The organism is Streptomyces radicis, from assembly GCF_003626575.1.
Taxonomy (GTDB): domain Bacteria; phylum Actinomycetota; class Actinomycetes; order Streptomycetales; family Streptomycetaceae; genus Streptomyces; species Streptomyces radicis.
Window position 1 is genome coordinate 1 of record NZ_RBDY01000055.1, and the last position, 18448, is coordinate 18448.

Genomic DNA, 18448 nt, shown 5'->3' on the forward strand with positions numbered 1-18448 from the left:
TCACCGCAGCGGGCTCCACACCATGCGACCGCCACAACCCGGCCAACGACACCATCACCGCCCACAACACCGGCTGCACCACATCAACCCGCCCCAACCACCCCCCATCACCAGACCGCAACACCTCAACAAGCGACCAATCGACAAACCCACCCAGCGCCGCCTCACACTCCCCCACCAACCCCGCGAACACCGGGGATTCGTCAAGGAGTTCAACCGCCATCCCCACCCACTGCGACCCCTGACCCGGGAAGACGAAGACGGGCCGATCCGCTCCCGCGACAACCCGTCCCCTGACCTCCTCGTCCCCCAGAACGACGGCCCGCGACGCCAGTGCCGCGCGCCCCGTCGCCAGCGACCAGCCCACATCCGCCGTCGCCGGTCCCCCTCGCACCCGCCGCACCCAGGCGTCCACCGCGGCCTCGTCCACGCCGGACACCGCCAACGGCACGACCGGCAGGGCGCGTTGAGGCTGGTCGGGCGCGTGGTCCTGGGTCTCGGGGAACGCCTCGATGATGGCGTGGGCGTTGGTGCCGCTCACGCCGAACGACGACACGGCCGCGCGGCGTGGGCGCCCGGACTCAGGCCACTCCACCGCCTCGGTCAACAGCCGAACGTCCCCCGCCTCCCAGTCCACCTGCGAGGACGGCCGATCGACATGCAGCGTGCGCGGCAGCACCCCATGCCGCATCGCCTGCACCATCTTGATCACACCACCAACACCGGCCGCCGCCTGGGCATGCCCGATGTTCGACTTCAACGACCCCAACCACAACGGCCGTTCAGCATCCCGACCCTGGCCATAGGTCGCCAGCAGCGCACCCGCCTCGATCGGATCACCCAGCGTCGTCCCCGTCCCATGCCCCTCCACCGCGTCCACATCGCCCACCGAAAGACCCGCGTGGGCCAACGCCGCCCGGATCACCCGCCGTTGCGCCAACCCACTGGGCGCGGTCAGACCGTTGGACGCGCCGTCCTGGTTGATCGCCGAGCCCCGCACCACCGCGAGCACCCGGTGCCCGTGCCGCCGGGCGTCCGACAGCCGTTCGAGCAGCAGCACGCCGACGCCCTCCGCCCAGGCGGTCCCATCCGCCGCCTCGGCGAACGCCTTGCACCGCCCGTCCGCCGCGAGCCCGCGCTGCCTGCTGAACTCCACGAACATCCCCGGCGACGACATCACCGTGACGCCCCCGGCCAGGGCCATCGCGCACTCGCCGCTCCGCAGCGACCGCGCCGCCAGATGCAGCGCCACGAGCGACGACGAGCACGCCGTGTCCACCGTCACCGCGGGGCCCTCGAGCCCGAAGCTGTAGGCGATCCGGCCCGAGGCGACGCTGGGGGTGATGCCGGTCAGGCGGTGGCCGCCGGTGTCCTCGCCCGCGTCGTGCAGGCGTGGGCCGTAGTCCTGCGCGGTCGCGCCGACGAAGACGCCGACGTCCTTGCCGCGCAGGGACATCGGGTCGAGGCCCGCCCGCTCGAAGACCTCCCATGACGTTTCGAGGAGGAGCCGCTGCTGCGGGTCCATCGCCAGGGCCTCGCGCGGCGAGATCCCGAACAGCTCCGCGTCGAACTCCCCCGCGCCGTCGAGGAATCCGCCGTACCGCGTGTACGAGGCGCCCGAGCGCTCGGGGTCCGCGTCGAACAGCGCGTCGGCGTCCCAGCCGCGGTCGGCCGGGAACTCCCCTATGGCGTCGGCCTCTTGGGCGACGAGGCGCCACAGGTCCTCGGGCGACGCGACGCCGCCCGGGTAGCGGCAGCCCATGGCGACGATCGCGATCGGCTCGTCCGGGTCGGCGACCGGCGCCGGGACGCTCGCCTCCCGCTCCGCGCGCGGGCCATGGGCCAGGTGGTCGGCGAGGGCCGCGGGGGTCGGGTGGTCGAACAGGACGGTGCTCGGCAGCGGGTGGTCGGTGGCGTCGGCGAGCCGGTCGCGCAGCTCGACGGCCATGAAGGAGTCGAACCCGAGGTCGCGGAACGTCTTGCCCGCGCCGACCGCGTCCACCGACGCGTGGCCGAGGACGGCCGCGGCCTCGGCCCGTACGCGCTCCAGCAGATCAACGGCGGCCGCACGGGCGGGGATGGGCTCAACGGGCGTGGCGGGCACGGGCGTTGGCTCGGTGTGGCGCTCCTCGGCGGCCCGCGCGGGCGCGTCGCCTCCGAGCCAGTGCCGTTCCCGTTGGAAGGCATAGGTGGGCAGCGCCACGCGCCGGGCGGCGCGCCCCCGGGCGAAGGGGAACGCGGCCCAGTCGACGCCGTGGCCGCGCGCGTGCAGCCGGGCTGCGGCGGTCGCCGCGGTCTCGGGCTCGGGCTGGTCGGCGCGGAGCAGCGGCACGAACGCCGCGCGGGCGTCGTCGGGAACGCAGGCGCGGCCCATGGCGGACAGCACGGCGGCGGGGCCGAGCTCGACGAAGGCGCGCGCGCCGAGCGCGTGGGCGGTGCGCAGCCCGTCGGCGAACCTGACGGGCCGCCTTGCCTGTTCGGCCCAGTATGCGGGGGTGCGGACGGCGTCGGGGTCGGCGACCTCGCCGGTGACGTTCGAGAGCAGGGGCAGGCGCGGGGCGTGGAAGGTGAGCTCGCCCGCGATCTCCTCGAACCGGGCGAGCATGCCGTCGAGATGGGGCGAGTGGAAGGCGTGCGACGTGGCGAGGCGCTTGGTCCTGCGCCCGCGCCCCGCCCAGTCGTCGGCCAGCCTGGCGACGGCGTCCGCGTCTCCCGAAATGACCACGGCCTCGGGCCCGTTGACCGCCGCGAGCGCCACCCGGCCTTCGAGGTCGGCGAGCGTGTCCATGATCTCCGCCTCGGACGCCTCGACGGCGACCATCGCGCCATCGGCGCGCCGCGCCTGCATCAGCCGCCCCCGCGCGGTGACCAGGGCGGCGGCGTCCGGGAGGGAGAGCACTCCGGCGGCGTGCGCGGCGCCGATCTCCCCGACCGAGTGGCCGAGCAGCGCGGCGGGGGTGAGGCCCCACGAGGTGACGAGGTGGAACAGGCCCGTCTCCAGGGCGAACAGCGCGGGCTGGGCGTAGGCGGTCTCGCGCAGCAGGTCGGGGCGTTCGGCGATGACGTGCCGGATCGGCTCGGCCAGGTAGCGGTCGACCTCGGCGCACGCGGCGTCGTAGGCGGCGCGGAACGTCGTCGAGGCCTCGCGCAGGGCCAGGCCCATGTGGGGGCGCTGGCTGCCCTGCCCGGTGAACAGCAGCCCGAGCCCGCCCGCCCCTTCGGCCGTGTCCCTGATCAGCCCCGGCGCCGGGCGGCCATCGGCGAGCGCGGTGAACGCCTCGGCGGCGCGGGCGCGTTCGGCGGCGACCAGGGCGGCCCGGTGCGGCAGATGGGTGCGCGCGGTGGCCAGGGTGTGGGCGATGTCCCCCAGCGCCTGTCCCGGGTGCTCGGCGAGGTGGCGGGCCAGGCGCGCCGCCTGGCCGCGCAGCGCCTCGGGCGACGCGGCCGACAGCAGCCACGGCAACGGCCCGGGTGTCCCCTCGTCGGCCGACGCGGCCGCGTCGCGGTGCCAGGCGCCCACGACCACATGGCAGTTGGCGCCTCCCATGCCGAACGAGCTGACGCCCGCGACGGGTTGGCGCCCGGGGTCGTCCGGCGTGGCGAGTGGGGTGAGCGCGGTCGGGACGCTGAGGTTCAGCTTGTCGAGGGGGATGTCGGGGTGCGGCGTGCGGAAGTTGAGGCTGGGCGGCAGCTCGCGGTGGCGCAGCGCGAGGAGCGCCTTCAGCAGTCCCGCGATGCCCGCGGCGCCCTCGAGGTGCCCGATGTTGGTCTTGACCGAGCCCACCGGCAGGGCCGCGCCGCGCGGGCGGGCGGCGCCGAGGACCGCGCCGAGCGCCGCGGCCTCCACGGGGTCCCCGGCGCGGGTGCCGGTGCCGTGCAGCTCGACGAAGGACACCTCGGCCGGATCGACCCCGGCGCGCCGGTGCGCGAGCGCGACACACGCCTCCTGGGCGCGCCGCCTGGGAACGGTCAACCCCTCGCCGCCGCCGTCGTTGTTGACCGCGCTGCCGCGGATGACGCCCTGGATCGGGTCGCCGTCGGCCAGGGCCGCGGCGAGCGGCTTGAGGACGACCAGGCCGCCGCCCTCGCCGCGCACATAGCCGTTGGCGCGCGCGTCGAACGTGTGGCACAGGCCGTCGGGCGACAGGGCGCCGAACGCGCGGACGCCGAGGGCGACTTCCTCGGCGAGGTTCAGGTGGACCCCGCCCGCGAGCGCCACGGTGGACTCGCCCGCGCGCAGGCTCAGACACGCCTGGTGGACGGCGACGAGGGACGACGACTGGCCGGTGTCGATGGACATGCTGGGGCCCGAGAGGCCGAGCGTGTGGGACAGCCGGTTGGCGATCATGCCGCGGTGCACGCCGGTCACGGTGTGGTGGGTGATCGCGTCGGTGCCGCGGCCGTGCAGCAGCGCGGCGTAGTCGTCGGCGTCGGCCCCGACGAAGACCCCGACGCTGTCGTCCGCCAGCCCGGTCGGCGTCAGGCCCGCGCTCTCGAGGGCCTCCCAGCCCAGCTCCAGCATGAGCCGCTGCTGCGGGTCGAGCATCCCCGCCTCGCGCGGCGAGACGCCGAAGAACGCCGCGTCGAAACGGTCGGGCGCGTCCAGGTAGCCGCCTGGTCCCAACCCGGGCCTGTCGGCGGGGGCTTGGCGGATCGCGCTGCCGCCTTCGCGCAGCAGGCGCCACAGCTCCTCGGGATCGCGCGCGCCCGGCAGGCGGCAGGCGAGCCCCACGACGGCGATCGAGTCCGGCGAGAGGGCGCCCTGGTCCAAGGCATGGCTGGCCGACGTGACGGTCACGTGTTCCCCCGTATGACCCCGCGTTCGAGCTGCCCAAGTGGTCACTCGGGCAGGTTCCGTCAGGCATCCTAACCGGGGCGGGCCGCCCCTTCCGATCAGGTGTCCACCCCTGATATCGCTCAACAGGCGGCCCTTACCTGCGCTTTCGTCTAAAGCCCGGCTTAAGCGAGGGGCCGGGCGAGCGCCCGCCCGTGCCCGTTCCGGCGTGAGCCACCTGGGCGGGACCACCCCGCCACCCGCGCGATGACGGTGTCAACCCGGACAACGCCCCCGGTGACGGAACGACACCGTCCGCGGCCTGAGTGTGATTCCCGTCACCGGCTCGCGCATGGGCGTGGCGCGCCCCGAGAGCGCTCAACGTGCTCCGGCGCGCGCCCCGTTGGGTGGCGGCGTCGATGCGGAGGTTCGATGGCGGAGGCGTGCACGATGCGTTTACAGCGTGAACCTCCGCCGGTACGCTCCGGCACGGGAGCGCTCCCATTCGTGTCGTGTCACGTCATGGAGGAGCGAAGTGAGCCCAAGGCTGTTTCTGTCATTCCGAAGACGCGTGGGGGTGCTGGCGTGTGCGCTGATCGCCGCGCTCGTGGGCGCGTCGGTCCTGGCCTCGCCCCGGGAGGCCGCCGCCGAGCTGCCGCAGGGCACGGCGTTCTACCGCAGCCCTGACACGCAGGTCGCGCGGTGGGTGGCGCAGAACCCCGACGACGCCAGGGCGCCGCTGATCAGGGACGTGATCGACGCCCGTCCGCAGGGCATCTGGTTCGCCGCCTACGCGTCGACGCCCCCGACGTCGGACGTGCGGGAGATCACGGACGCTGCCGCCGCCCAGGGCAGGGCGCCGATCCTGGTGGTCTACCAGATGGTCAACCGCGACTGCGGAGGCGCCTCTTCGGGCGGGGCGCCGAGCCACGCCGCGTACGACGCCTGGATCGACGGCTTCGCCGCGGGGCTCGGCGACGATCCCGTGCTGGTGATCCTCGAGCCCGACTCGCTGTCGTTGATCACCTGCCTCAACGCCCAGCAGCGCGCGGACCGTTACGCGTCACTCTCGCGCGCCGGATCCGTCATCCACGCCGCGAACCCCGAGGCGCGCGTCTACTTCGACGCCGGGCACTCCAACTGGAACAGCCCCGCCACCCAGGCGGACCGGCTGCGCTCGGCCGGGGTGACGAGCAACGGGGACGGCGTCTTCAGCAATGTCTCCAACTTCCGCACCACCGCGGACGAGGTCGCCTACACCCGGGCGGTCCTGGGCCAGTTGGGCACGCCGGGCCTCGGCGCGGTGATCGACACGAGCCGCAACGGGCAGGGCCCCGCGCCCGACGACGAGTGGTGCGACCCGCCGGGCCGCGGCGTGGGGCGCGCGCCGACGAGCGACACCGGCGACGAGCGGATCGACGCCTTCCTGTGGGTCAAGCCCCCGGGCGAGGCGGACGGCTGCGGCGGCCCCGCGGGCCAGTTCTCCCCCGCGGTGGCCCACGCGCTCGCGCAGAACGCGGGCGACGGGGGCGGCGCCTCCGACGGCGGCGCGTCGGACGGCGGGACATCCGACGGGGGCACGTCCGACGGCGGGGCCTCCACCGGTGGGGGCGGCGGCGAGGGCTGCGCCGCGTCGTACCGGGTCGCCTCGTCCTGGAACAACGGCTTCACCGGCGAGGTCACCATCGCGTGCGACGGCGGCTCGCTCGACGGCTGGACGGTCGGCTGGGACTTCCCCGCGGGCCAGCGGATCACCCAGGCGTGGAACGCCACCTGCTCCCAGTCGGGCGCCGCGGTGACCTGCGTGCCGGTGTCGTGGAACGGCGCCGTCCCGGACGGCGGTTCGGTCACGTTCGGGTTCAACGCCAGCCACTCGGGCAGCAATCCGGCCCCCGCGGTCGTCGAGCTGACCTGACCGCGCCCGGCGGCCCGTGGGCGCCCGCTCAGGGCGCCTCGTGGGCCGCCGGCTCGGTCGCCGCGGTGAAGTCCAGGACGGCCTCGACCACGTGGGGCGCGGCCAGGATCCCGCGGTGGCCGAGGCCGCGGGTGATCAGGACGTCGGCCTGCGGGGCGTAGGCGTCGGCCAGGAGTGCGGCCTGGGAGCGCTCCACCATGTCGTCGTCCTCGTCGTGGACCACGAGCAGCGGCAGGGGAAGCTCGCCCGGGCGGTGGATGGCCGAGAAGCGGCGCCAGATGTCCCGCTCGCCGGGGAACAGCCGACGCTCCACCGCCTCGCGCAGCGGGGGCGCCAGGCGCTCGGCCATGCCGAGGCGGGCGCGGAAGCGTTCGACGACATAGCCGAACTCGGCCGGGCTCGCCAGGGACACCAGCCGGTCGGCCGCGACCTGGCCGCGCAGCGCGAAGAACGCCGAGAGCCCGCCCACCGAGTGCCCGACCACGGCGGCGAACCTGCCGTGCTCGGCCTGGAGCCGCCGGGCCAGCGCGCGGTACTGGAGGATCGAGCTGCCCCTGCCGCCCGACTCCCCGTGGCCTGGGGCGTCGAACGCGACGGGGCTGTAGCCGCGCTCGGTCAGCGCCTCGACGAGCGGCGCGAAGCGCGAGGCGCGCGAGGCCCAGCCGTGCATCAGCAGAACGGGGCGCGCGCCGTCCCCCCAGTGGTGAACGGCGGTGCGCACGCCGTCCACCTCGACCCAACGGCGGGCCGCCCCGCGCATCACCGGCTCCTCGGCGGGCTTGAGACGGACGCGGATGCCGGGGTTCCAGAAGGCGAGGGACCAGCGGGCGGCGAGCCGGGGGGCGATGCGGCCCGTGCCGTTCAGGGCGGTGCGGACGAGGGTGGCCTGGACGGCCTGCGCTGTCATGGGCGAGATAGTAGCACGACCGTTCGCACAGTTTTATGGGCGGGCCCGTGCCCCCGTCGTGCGGGGGAGGGCGGGCGCGATGGGTGGGTCAGTGGGTGGGTCAGGGGGTGGCGTCGACGGCCGGGCGGCGGGGCGCGACATCGGCCGGGTCGGCCAGGTCCCCCACGCCGTCGACAGCGGGCCGCGTTCCGCCGTCGGCGTCCCTGCGCAACAGGGCGGCATAGCGGCCATCGAGGGCCAACAGCTCGGCGTGGGTGCCGCGTTCGGCGATGCGGCCCCGGTCGAGCACGACGATCTGGTCGGCGTCGCGCACGGTGGAGAGCCGGTGGGCGATGGTGATCGTGGTGCGCCCTGCGGACAGGGCGTCGATGGCCCGTTGAACGGCCTGTTCGGTGCGGGTGTCCAGCGCGCTGGTCGCCTCGTCGAGGACCAGCACGGGCGGGTCGCGCAGGATCGTGCGGGCCAGCGCGAGGCGCTGCTTCTCGCCGCCCGAGAAGCGGTAGCCGCGCTCGCCCACGACCGTGTCGTAGCCGTCGGGCAGGGACGCGATGTGGTCGTGGATGTGGGCGGCCCGCGCGGCGGCCTCGATCTCGTCGGGGGTGGCGTCGGGCCTGGCGAACCTGAGGTTCTCGGCGACCGTGGCGTGGAAGAGGTACGCCTCCTGCGAGACGACGCCGACCGCGCGGGCCAGGGCGGCGAAGCTGAGGTCGCGCACGTCGGTGCCGTCGATGGTGACCCGGCCGCCGGTCACGTCGTACAGGCGCGGCACCAGGTAGCCGAGCGAGGTCTTGCCCGCCCCTGTCGGGCCCACCACGGCGAGCGAGCCACCGGCGGGGACGGTGAGGTCGATGCCGGAGAGGATGGGGCGCGCGCCCGACTCGTAGCCGAAGGTGACGTTCTCGAACCCGACCTCGCCGCGCGCCCTGGTCCCCGGCTCGACCGGGTCGGGGCGTTCGGTGATGTCGACGCGCAGGTCCAGGTACTCGAAGATCCGCTGGAAGAGCGCGAGCGACGCCTGGATGTCCACGCCCGTGGAGAGCAGCGAGACGGCGGGCCGCAGCAGCCCCTGCTGGAGGCTGACGAACGCGACGAGCGTGCCGATCGACGGCGGGGTGCCGCCGAGCTGGAACATCACGCCCGCCGACCAGTAGAGCAGCGCGGGGATCGCGGCCATGATCATGCCGATCGTGGCCATCCGCCAGCGCCCCGCCATGCTGGCGCGGATCTCGACGTCGACCAGCTGCCTGGACTCGTCCGCGAACTCGCGGGTCAGCGCCTCGGCGCGGCCCATCGTGCGGCCGAGCAGGATGCCGCTGACCGAGAGGGACTCGGTGACGGTGGCGGCCATGGCCGCCATCTGCTTCTGCCGCTGGGTGGTGATCCTGCGCCGCTCGCGGCCGACGCGGCGCGCGATCCAGACGAACGCGGGCAGCAGCGCGAGCGACACGAGCGTCAGCCGCCAGTCGAGCGCGAGCATGGCGACCACGGTGGCGACGACCGCGGTCAGGTTGGAGACGAGCGACGTGGCCGTCGAGGTGACGGTGGCCTGCATGCTGCCGATGTCGCTGGCGATGCGGGACTGGACCTCGCCGGTGCGGGTCCTGGTGAAGAACGCCAGCGGCATCTGCTGGAGCTTGGCGTAGACGGCGGTGCGCAGGTCGTGCATGACCTGCTGGCCCACCGTGGTGGAGATGAGGGTCTGGAGTACGCCGAAGACCGAGCTCGTCACGGCGGTGGCGATCATGCCGAGCGCGAGCAGGGCGAGCAGCCCGGTGCGGCGCTCGGGGAGGGCGACGTCGATGACCTCGCGGAGCAGGAACGGAGAGGCGACGGCCACGAGGGACGAGGCGGCCACCAGGAGACCGACCAGGGCGAGGCGGCCGCGGTAGGGGCGGAAGAGCCGGAGGATCCTGCGGATCTGGGCGGGCTGCCCGACGTCGGCGGGCTCGGGGTCCTGGGCGGTGGCGCGGCTGGGCGCTGCGTGGTGGGGGGTGTCGTGCGGCATGGGCTCCTTCGGTGCTGCGGGAACGGCGCGACGGGCCGGCGCGTCGCGCCAACCCTCAACCCTACGGCGACCGCCGCCCGGATCAGGTGCCTCCGCGCAGGTCGGCGGGGGTGCGCCGGCTCGGATCTGCCGGGGACCCTAGCGAGGCGGCGGCGGGGCCGCCAGAGCGCACGCGGGGACGGGACCGCTGGCCAGGGGCCGTGGGCCGTGTTACCAAGGGCCATGCCCGAACGAACCCTCCACGACGTCTATGACGCGGTGATCGTCGGCGGCGGCCACAACGGCCTGGTGGCCGCCGCCTATCTGGCCCGGGCCGGTCGCCGGGTGCTGGTGCTCGAACGGCTGGGCAGGACGGGCGGCGCGGCCGTCTCGGACGCGGCCTTCCCCGGCGTCGCGGCGCGGCTGTCGCGGTACGCGTACCTGGTGAGCCTGCTGCCCGCGCGGATCGTGCGGGACCTGGGGCTGAACGTCACGCTGCGGCGGAGGCGTTGGTCGTCCTACACGCCCGTCGAGCGCGGCGGGGTGCCGGGCGGGCTGCTCGTGGGCGGCGGGGAGGCCAGGACGCGGGAGGCGTTCGCGCGGCTGACCGGCTCCGACCGGGAGTACGAGGCGTGGCAGCGCTTCCACGCCATGACCGGGCGGGTGGCCGAGCGGGTGTGGCCCACGCTGACCGAGCCGCTGCCTGGGCAGGCCGAGCTGCGCGCGCGGGTGGGCGAGGGGGCCGCGTGGGAGGCGTTGTTCGAGCGGCCGCTCGGCGAGGCGATCGAGGCGGCGTTCGACGACGACCTGGTGCGGGGCGTGGTGCTGACGGACGGGCTGATCGGCACGTTCGCCGGGGCGCACGACCCGACGCTGCTCCAGAACCGCTGCTTTCTGTACCACGTGATCGGGCAGGGCACGGGCGCGTGGGACGTGCCGGTGGGCGGGATGGGCGCGGTGACGGACGCGCTGGCCGGGGCGGCCCGGGCGGCGGGCGCGGAGATCAGGGTGGGGCACGAGGTGACGTCCGTCGCGACGGACGGGTCGGCGGCCGAGGTGACCTTCGCGACCGAGGCGGGCGGCGGCGGCACGGTGGGCGCGCGCCGGGTGCTGGTCAACGCGTCGCCGCGGGAGCTGGCGCGGCTGCTCGGCGAGGAGCCGGGGGCGGCGGGCGCGGCGGAGGGCGCGCAGTTCAAGGTGAACATGCTGCTGCGGCGGCTGCCCGCGCTGCGCGACCCGGGTGTGGATCCGCGTGAGGCGTTCGCGGGGACGTTCCACATCGCCGAGGGCTACGGGCAGTTGGAGGCGGCGTACCGGGAGGCGGCGGCCGGGCGGCCGCCGGGCACGCCGCCGAGCGAGGTGTACTGCCACTCGCTCACCGACCCCTCGATCCTCTCGCCCGAGCTGGCCGCGTCGGGGCACCACACGTTGACGCTGTTCGGCCTGCACACCCCCGCGCGGCTGTTCGCGGGGGACGCCGGGCAGCAGGACGCGGCGCGGGCGGAGCTGCTGAGCGCGACGCTCGCGGCGCTCGACGCGCACCTGGCCGAGCCGATCGCCGACTGCCTCGCGGTGGACGGCGACGGCAGGCCCTGCGTCGAGGCCAGGACGCCGCTCGACCTGGAGCGCGACCTGCGGCTGCCCGGCGGCCACATCTTCCACGGCGACCTCTCCTTCCCCTGGCTCGACGAGGCGGAAGGGGAGGCCGCCGAGCGGGCCGAGGCGGACCCGGCGGCGCGCTGGGGCGTGGCGACGGGCCACCCCACGGTGCTGCTGTGCGGCGCCGGGGCGGTGCGCGGCGGCGGCGTCAGCGGCATCGGAGGCCACAACGCGGCGATGGCCGTGCTGGGTTCGGGCTCCTGACGGCGCGCCCGGCTCGTTACGCTGGGCGGCATGACCGTGGACGAAGCACTGTTCGCCGACTGGCTACGAGCGCCCGCCGTGCCGCCGCCCGACGAGGCGACGCTCGACGCGTTCGACCGGCTGCTCGACCGGCTGGTCCACCGCGCGGCCGACGGCGCGGCGCCCGGCGAGGTGCCGGAGATCGACTACCGGCTCGCGGCGCCGAAGTGGCAGTTCCTGCGGCACGCCGCCGACCGCGCCGGGCTCGTGCTGCACGGCTCGGACCGCGCCGACCTGCGGGAGCTGACGCCGCGGCAGCCGGGCGACACCACGGAGTTCGGCGGCCAGCGGGCCGTCTTCGGGGCGACGGACGGGGTGTGGCCGATGTTCTACGCCGTGACCGACCGCACGTCGCACCCCATGCTGGTGTCCACGCAGTGCGTCCACGTCGGCGATCCCACGGGCGAGCGGCACGGCCCGTTCTGGTACTTCTCGATCACCGCCGACATCCTGGCTCTCAGCCCCTGGCGCGCGGGCACGGTCTATCTGCTGCCGCCCGACGGCTTCGTCCCCGAGCCGTCCGTGGTCGTGCGCGGCCACACGGTCCTCCCCAGGCAGGTGGCGTGCCCCGCGGCGGTGCGGCCGCTGGCCAGGCTGGCGGTGGCGCCCGAGGACTTCCCGTTCCTCGACCGGATACGCGGCCACGACGACGCGGCGATCTTCGCCCGGGTCGAGGCCGACACCGTGGGCTTCCCCTGGCTCGACGCCTGAGAACGCCAGGGCACGCCCCGGGACCCCCGACACCCACCCAAGCCGGAAATGCCTGTTTTGCCCCCGCGCTCCGGGGAACCCGGCGATCATGCGACACGACGACTTCATAGGACAGGTACAGGCCCGCGCCCGGCTCGACAGCAGGGGCGCGGCCGAGGCGGCCACCCGGGCCAGCCTGGAGACCCTCGCCGAACGCATCCCGCCCGCGCTGGCCGAGCACCTCGCCGCCCAGCTGCCCCGGGAGATCGGCGAACACCTGCGGCGCGTCGCCACGGCGCCCGACCTCCCGGCCACCGGCATCAGGATGACCAACGAGCAGTTCTTCGCCCGCGTCTCCGAGCGCTCGGGCGCCGACCTGCCCAAGGCGGTGCACGAGGCCCGTTGCGTGGTCGAGGTCACGGACGAGGCCACCGTCGGGAGCCTGACCGACAAGGTCAAGGACGCCCTGGACGACGAGCTCGCCGACGTCCTCTTCGCGGGCAGCTCCGGGCGGTGAACTGCCGTGACCGACGAGCCGATGGGTGACGACGTCTACCAGCCGAACGACCCCACCGAGGACGTCACCTACGAGGCGGACCTGGAGAACGCGCTCGGCGAGAAGGACCTCGACGAGGTGCTCGACGAGGGTTACTCCCCGCCCGAGAGGCCCCTCGCGGTCAACGGTCCCGGCACCACGGCGGCCGAGCAGCGCGAGCGGGAGTCGCTCGACGACCGCCTCGCCGTCGAGCTGCCCGACGTGGGCGCGGACGACGATCCTGGCGACGGCATCGGCGACAGCCCCGACCAGGCGGGCGAGCCCCTCGGCGACGAGATCTCGGGCGCCGAAAGGGCCGGGCGCCTGGTCGGCGACGAGGGCGAAGGGCCGCCGCGCGACGCGGACGTCACGGCCTATGACGTCGGCATCGACGGGGGCGCGGCCGCGGCCGAGGAGGCGGCGATGCACATCGCGCAGGACGAGCGCGAGGAGCGCGCCGAGGGCTTCGAGCCCTGATCGCCCCGCCCCGAAGGCGCTCTCCTCCGACCGCCCGCGCGTGGCTACGATGGTGGCCGCCATGCACGACGCACCTCATTTCCGCAGCTATGTGGCCCTGGGTGACTCGTTCACCGAGGGCATGTCCGACGCCCTTCCCGACGGCACGTACCGGGGCTGGGCCGATCTCCTCGCCGCGCGGCTCGCGGCCAGGCACGACGGGTTCGCCTACGCCAACCTGGCCGTGCGCGGCAAGCTGATGCGGCAGATCGCCGCCGAGCAGGTGCCCGCCGCCGCCGCGATGGACGCCGACCTGGTCACGCTGGTCGGCGGCCTCAACGACGTGCTGCGCCCGCGCTGCGACATGGACGAGGTGTGCGGGCTGCTCGCCGACTCCGTGGCCACGCTCGCGCCCGCCTGCCGCCAGCTGGTGCTGATGCGCAGCCCCGGGCGGAACGGGCCCGTGCTCGAGCGGTACCGCCCGCGCATGGACCGGCTGTTCGCGTTCATCGACGAGCTGGCCGAGCGGCACGGGGCCCTGGTCGTCGACCTCTACGCCGCGCCCGCGCTCGGCGACCCCAGGCTGTGGGCCGACGACCGGCTGCATCTGACCTCCGAGGGCCACCGGCGGGTCGGCGAGGCGGTGTGGCAGCGGCTCGGGCACGCCCCTGACTTCGCGTGGGACGTGCCGCTGCCGGTCTCGGCGCCCGCGAGCTGGGCGGCGCGGCGCGTCAAGGACGTCAGGTTCGCCCGCGAGCACCTGCTGCCGTGGATCGCCCGCCGCCTGACCGGCCGCTCGTCGGGCGACGGCCGCCCGCCCAAGCGCCCCGAGCTGACGCCCCTCCTGCGGGAGAAGCGGTCCTGAGGCGGCCCGTAGAATCCGGTGGCGTGACTGACAAGCCGCGCATTCCGAACGTTCTGGCGGGCCGCTACGCCTCCGTCGAGCTGGCCCGCCTGTGGTCCCCCGAGCACAAGGTGGTGGTCGAGCGGCGGCTGTGGCTCGCGGTCCTGCGGGCGCTCGACGAGCTCGGCGTGGCCGTGCCCGAGGGCGCCGTCGCGGACTACGAGCGGGTCGTCGACCGGGTGGACCTGGCGTCGATCGCCGCGCGCGAGCGGGTCACCCGGCACGACGTGAAGGCGCGGATCGAGGAGTTCAACGCGCTGGCCGGGCACGAGCAGGTCCACAAGGGAATGACGTCCCGCGACCTGACCGAGAACGTCGAGCAGTTGCAGATCCGGCGCTCACTCGAGCTGGCGAGGGACCGGGCGGTGGCGCTGCTGGCGCGGCTCGGACGGCTGGCCGGGGAGCACGCGGCCCTGGTGATGGCGGGCCGTTCGCACAACGTCCCCGCGCAGGCCACCACGTTGGGCAAGCGCTTCGCCACCGCGGCCGACGAGCTGCTCGTGGCGCTCGGGCGGGTCGAGGAGCTGCTCGAGCGCTATCCGCTGCGCGGGATCAAGGGCCCGGTCGGGACCGGGCAGGACATGCTCGACCTGCTGGGCGGCGACGAGACAAGGCTGGCGGAGCTGGAGGGCCGGGTGGCCGCCCACCTGGGCTTCGGGCGGGTGCTCACATCGGTGGGACAGGTCTATCCGCGGTCGCTCGACTACGAGGTGGTGACCGCGCTGGTGCAGCTGGCCGCCGCGCCCTCATCGCTCGCCCGCACGATCCGGCTGATGGCCGGGCACGAGCTGGTGACCGAGGGGTTCAAGCCGGGCCAGGTCGGCTCGTCCGCGATGCCGCACAAGATGAACACCAGGTCATGCGAGCGCGTCAACGGCCTGGCCGTGGTGCTGCGCGGCTATGCCTCGATGGCGGGCGAGCTGGCGGGCGACCAGTGGAACGAGGGCGACGTCTCGTGCTCGGTGGTGCGCCGCGTCGCGCTGCCCGACGCGTTCTTCGCCTTCGACGGTCTGGCCGAGACGTTTCTGACGGTGCTGGACGAGTTCGGCGCGTTCGAGCCGGTGGTGGCGCGTGAGCTGGACCGCTATCTGCCGTTCCTCGCCACCACCAAGGTGCTGATGGCGGCGGTGCGGGCGGGCGTGGGCCGGGAGGCCGCGCACGAGGTCGTCAAGGAGCACGCCGTGGCCGCGGCCCTGCGGCTGCGGGAGGGCGCCGAGGGCAACGACCTGCTCGACCGGCTCGCGCGCGACCCCCGCGTCCCCCTCGACCGCCCGGGGCTCGACGCGCTGATGGCCGACCGGCTGTCCTTCACGGGCGCGGCCGAGAGCCAGGTGGCGGTGGTGATCGCGCGGATCGAGGAGGTCGTCAAGAGCCACCCCGAGGCGGCGGCGTACGCGCCGGGGGCGATCCTTTAGGGACACGACGGGGCACGGTCGCGGAAGGCGGGCGGTTTGGGGAGTCTCACCGGTGGCGATCCGTCGCTGCTGCGCAGGATCAACTCCGCGGCGGTGCTGCGGGCGCTGCGGGACGGGGAGCCGTCCTGTTCGCTCACGGACCTGGCCAGGGAGACGGGCCTGTCACGGCCGACCGTCGAGGGCGTGGTGGAGGGCCTGGCCGAGGCGGGCCTGGTCGCCGAGACCGGGGTGTCGGGATCGGGAGGGCGCGCGGGACGACCCGCGCGCCGTTTCCGTTTCAGGGCCGAGGCGGGGCTGCTGCTCGGCATCGAGCTGGGGCCACGCCGGGTCGCCGCGGTGCTCGCCGACCTGGCGGGCCACCGGCTCGGCGGCGGGGTGCGCGAGGTGTCCACGCGGGCGACGGCCGACGAGCGGCTCGCGGGCGCGCGGGCCGTGGCGGCCGAGCTGCTCGCCGGGCGGGAGGACGCGGCGCCGCTGCGCGCGGTGGGCGTGGGCAGCCCCGGCATCGTCGGCCTCGACGGCACGGTGACGCTGTGCACCGCGCTGCCCGGGTGGACGGGGCTCGACCTTGGCGGGCGGCTGCGGGCGGCGTTCGGCTGCCCCGTGCAGGTGGAGAACGACGCCAACGCCGCGGTCCTGGCCGAGCGTTGGGTGGGCGCGGCGGCCGGGGCCGACGACGTGGTGATGGTGCTCGCCGGGCTGAGCCCTGGGGCCGGGTCGCTGATCGGGGGGCGGCTGCACCGGGGGCACGGCGGGGCCGCGGGGGAGATCGGGGCGCTGCACCTGCTGGGGCGCCAGGCCACCCCCGAGCGGCTGCTCTCCACGTCGGGCGAGCCGCTCGATCCGCTGGACGAGATGGCCGTGGCGCGGGTGATCGCGGAGGCCAGGGAGGGCGACCGGCGCGCGGGGGCCGCGGTGGGGCGCTTCGTGGCGCGGCTGGTGCACGACGTGGCGGCGCTGGTGCTGGCGCTCGACCCGGAGCTGGTGGTGATCGGCGGCTGGGCGGTCGGGCTCGACGAGGTGGTGGAGCCGGTGCGGCGCGAGCTGGAACGCTACTGCCTGCGCACGCCCCGCGTGGTGGCCTCCGCGCTCGGCGACACGGCCGTGGCCACCGGGGCGCTGCGGCTCGCGCTCGACCAGGTGGAGCGCGAGCTGTACGCGGTGGGGGGCGTCAGCTCGCGCTGAGCGACAGGGGCGCCTGGCTGCCCGACGCCTGGTTCCCGAACGTGAGGCGGCACGTGTCGGCCCGGTATGTCGCCACGGCGACGGCCACGGTGCGGCCCCCCGCGACATAGCGGGTCGTGACGATCAGCACCGCGGACCCGGGCAGCCGGTCGAGGCGGCGGGCGTCGTCGGAGCCCGCCGAGCCCAGCTCGACCGAGCGGTCCTGGCCGCCGAGGTCGAGGCGCCCGAGCCTGGCGAGCACGGCGCGGGCCCGCTCGGCGCCCGAGGTCCCGCGCGGCTCGTCGCCGGGGGGCAGGACGTCGACCGGGATGTGGAGCTGCTCGGCGGCGACCGGCTGGCCGTGCGCGATCAGCGTGCGGTGGACCACCTCGACCGGCTCCTCGGCGGGCACGTCGAGCGCCCTGGCCACGGCGGGCGGCGGGGTGGTGCGGACGGCGTCGGAGGCCACCCAGGTGTCGCCCGGCGCGCCTGGCCACGTGTGCTGGCGCGGGCTGACGTCCACGCCGACGCGCGGCGGCGCCACGGTGGTGCCCACGCCGCGGCGGCGCTGGAGGCGGCCCTCGAGCTCGAGCTGGTCGAGGGCCTGGCGCAGCGTGGCGCGGGCCACGCCGAACCTGGCGGCCAGCTCCCGCTCGTTGGGCAGGGCCTGGCCGACGCTGAACTCGGTGTCGAGCGCGCGCGAGAGCACCGTCTTCAGGTGCCGGTACTTGGGCTCCGGCTGATGGTCGAGCTGTGTGGTCCCCACTCGTGCCTCCCCGGTCGCCCGCGGACGTGGGTGCGCCGCGCGGCTCGATTATGAAAGGTTGTTGCGTATATGGGGGACCTTAAGCCGCCCGGGTGACTTGGTCAAGACCAATCCACCCGCCTAGGGTCACCTCGTGCGAAACGAGCAACAGGGCGAAACACGGGACAACCCGCGGGTCACAGTCGTCACCGGCGGGAGCCGCGGGATCGGGGCGGCGACCGCGGCGCGCCTTGCCCGGGCGGGCCATGACGTGGCGATCGGCTATGTCAACGACGAGGGCGCCGCGGCGCGCGTCGTCGAACGGGTGCGCGCGGAGGGGCGCTCGGCGGTCGCCGTGCGCGTGGATGTCTCCGTGGAGGACGAGGTCGACGGCCTGTTCACGGCGGCGGCCGAACGCCTCGGCCCTGTCACCGGGCTGGTCAACAACGCTGGGGTGTCAGGGCCGTTGGGCCGGTTCACGGAGACCTCGACCGAGGTGATGCGGCGGGTCGTCGACGTCAACGTCATGGGCTCGCTGCTGTGCGCGCGCCGCGCCGCGCTGGCCATGTCGACGCGGCACGGCGGCCCCGGCGGCGCGATCGTGAACATCTCGTCGGGCGCCGCGACGCTCGGCAGCCCGGGCGAGTATGTCCACTACGCGGCGACCAAGGCGGCCGTCGACACGTTGACGACGGGTCTTGCCAAGGAGCTGGCCCCCGAGGGGATCCGGGTGAACTCGGTGCAGCCCGGCATGATCGTCACCGACATGCACGCCACCATGGGCGACCCGCGACGCCCCTGGCGCCACCCCGAACGGGTGCCGATGCGCCGCCCCGGCGAGCCCGACGAGGTCGCGGGCGCCGTGGCCTGGCTGCTGTCGGACGAGGCGTCGTACACCACGGGCGCGGTGCTGCGGGTCTCCGGCGGGCTCTAGTACTACAGGGCTAGATCTTGATCATGGGGTGATGGGAGGCTGGGGCTGTGGCCACGACCCAACGCTGTGATCCAGATCGTTCGTCGGACGCCGTCGGCCCGGCCGATTTAGCTGTCTGGGACC

The 18448-nt window shown here is 75.0% G+C and carries 13 protein-coding genes; 9 read left to right on the forward strand and 4 right to left on the reverse strand.

Features of this window, described 5'->3' with window-relative positions; all coding sequences use genetic code 11:
- Positions 1–4798, reverse strand: a 4798-nt coding sequence (locus D7318_RS31920; RefSeq protein WP_147437902.1) for a type I polyketide synthase, incomplete at its 3' end; no start/stop codon positions are given.
- 547 nt (positions 4799–5345) lie between these two features.
- On the opposite strand from D7318_RS31920, the gene D7318_RS31925 reads away from it, so the two are divergent.
- Complete coding sequence (locus tag D7318_RS31925; protein ID WP_230424318.1) at positions 5346–6689, forward strand: glycoside hydrolase family 6 protein; 1344 nt, start codon at positions 5346–5348, stop codon at positions 6687–6689.
- A gap of 28 nt (positions 6690–6717) precedes the next feature.
- Here D7318_RS31925 and D7318_RS31930 read toward each other — a convergent pair whose 3' ends face one another.
- Both D7318_RS31930 and D7318_RS31935 read right to left on the reverse strand, forming a co-directional pair.
- Positions 6718–7596: an alpha/beta fold hydrolase gene (locus D7318_RS31930; protein ID WP_120700743.1), complete on the reverse strand. Its 879-nt coding sequence runs from the start codon at positions 7594–7596 to the stop codon at positions 6718–6720.
- Between the two features lie 100 nt (positions 7597–7696).
- Entirely contained in the window at positions 7697–9601 is a 1905-nt protein-coding gene (locus D7318_RS31935) for an ABC transporter ATP-binding protein (protein ID WP_120700744.1), read from the reverse strand.
- A gap of 222 nt (positions 9602–9823) precedes the next feature.
- On the opposite strand from D7318_RS31935, the gene D7318_RS31940 reads away from it, so the two are divergent.
- From D7318_RS31940 to D7318_RS31970, 7 genes are all read left to right on the forward strand, one after another.
- Complete coding sequence (locus D7318_RS31940; RefSeq protein ID WP_120700745.1) at positions 9824–11443, forward strand: phytoene desaturase family protein; 1620 nt, start codon at positions 9824–9826, stop codon at positions 11441–11443.
- A 30-nt stretch (positions 11444–11473) separates the two neighbouring features.
- Entirely contained in the window at positions 11474–12193 is a 720-nt protein-coding gene (locus D7318_RS31945) for a hypothetical protein (protein ID WP_120700746.1), read from the forward strand.
- Positions 12194–12281: 88 nt separating this feature from the next.
- The gene (locus D7318_RS31950) at positions 12282–12689 is read left to right on the forward strand and encodes a DUF2267 domain-containing protein (RefSeq protein WP_120700747.1); all 408 of its coding nucleotides are present in this window, start codon (positions 12282–12284) and stop codon (positions 12687–12689) included.
- Between the two features lie 6 nt (positions 12690–12695).
- Positions 12696–13184 (forward strand): DUF5709 domain-containing protein, encoded by a 489-nt coding sequence (locus D7318_RS31955; protein ID WP_120700748.1) that lies wholly within the window; start codon positions 12696–12698, stop codon positions 13182–13184.
- Positions 13185–13245: 61 nt separating this feature from the next.
- Complete coding sequence (locus D7318_RS31960; protein WP_120700754.1) at positions 13246–14028, forward strand: SGNH/GDSL hydrolase family protein; 783 nt, start codon at positions 13246–13248, stop codon at positions 14026–14028.
- A 23-nt stretch (positions 14029–14051) separates the two neighbouring features.
- On the forward strand, positions 14052–15482 hold the full coding sequence (gene purB / locus D7318_RS31965) for an adenylosuccinate lyase (RefSeq protein WP_120700749.1): 1431 nt from the start codon (positions 14052–14054) through the stop codon (positions 15480–15482).
- A 36-nt stretch (positions 15483–15518) separates the two neighbouring features.
- Positions 15519–16667 carry an ROK family transcriptional regulator gene (locus D7318_RS31970; protein WP_120700750.1) on the forward strand — a complete coding sequence of 383 codons (1149 nt, stop codon included), beginning with the start codon at positions 15519–15521 and terminating at the stop codon, positions 16665–16667.
- Here D7318_RS31970 and D7318_RS31975 read toward each other — a convergent pair.
- The gene (locus D7318_RS31975; protein WP_120700751.1) at positions 16654–17412 is read right to left on the reverse strand and encodes a GntR family transcriptional regulator; all 759 of its coding nucleotides are present in this window, start codon (positions 17410–17412) and stop codon (positions 16654–16656) included. The two genes, D7318_RS31970 and D7318_RS31975, sit on opposite strands and share 14 nt — an antisense overlap.
- Positions 17413–17545: 133 nt before the next feature.
- On the opposite strand from D7318_RS31975, the gene D7318_RS31980 reads away from it, so the two are divergent.
- Positions 17546–18325, forward strand: coding sequence for a glucose 1-dehydrogenase (locus D7318_RS31980; protein ID WP_120700752.1), 780 nt, complete (start codon positions 17546–17548; stop codon positions 18323–18325).
- Positions 18326–18448 lie beyond the last annotated feature (123 nt).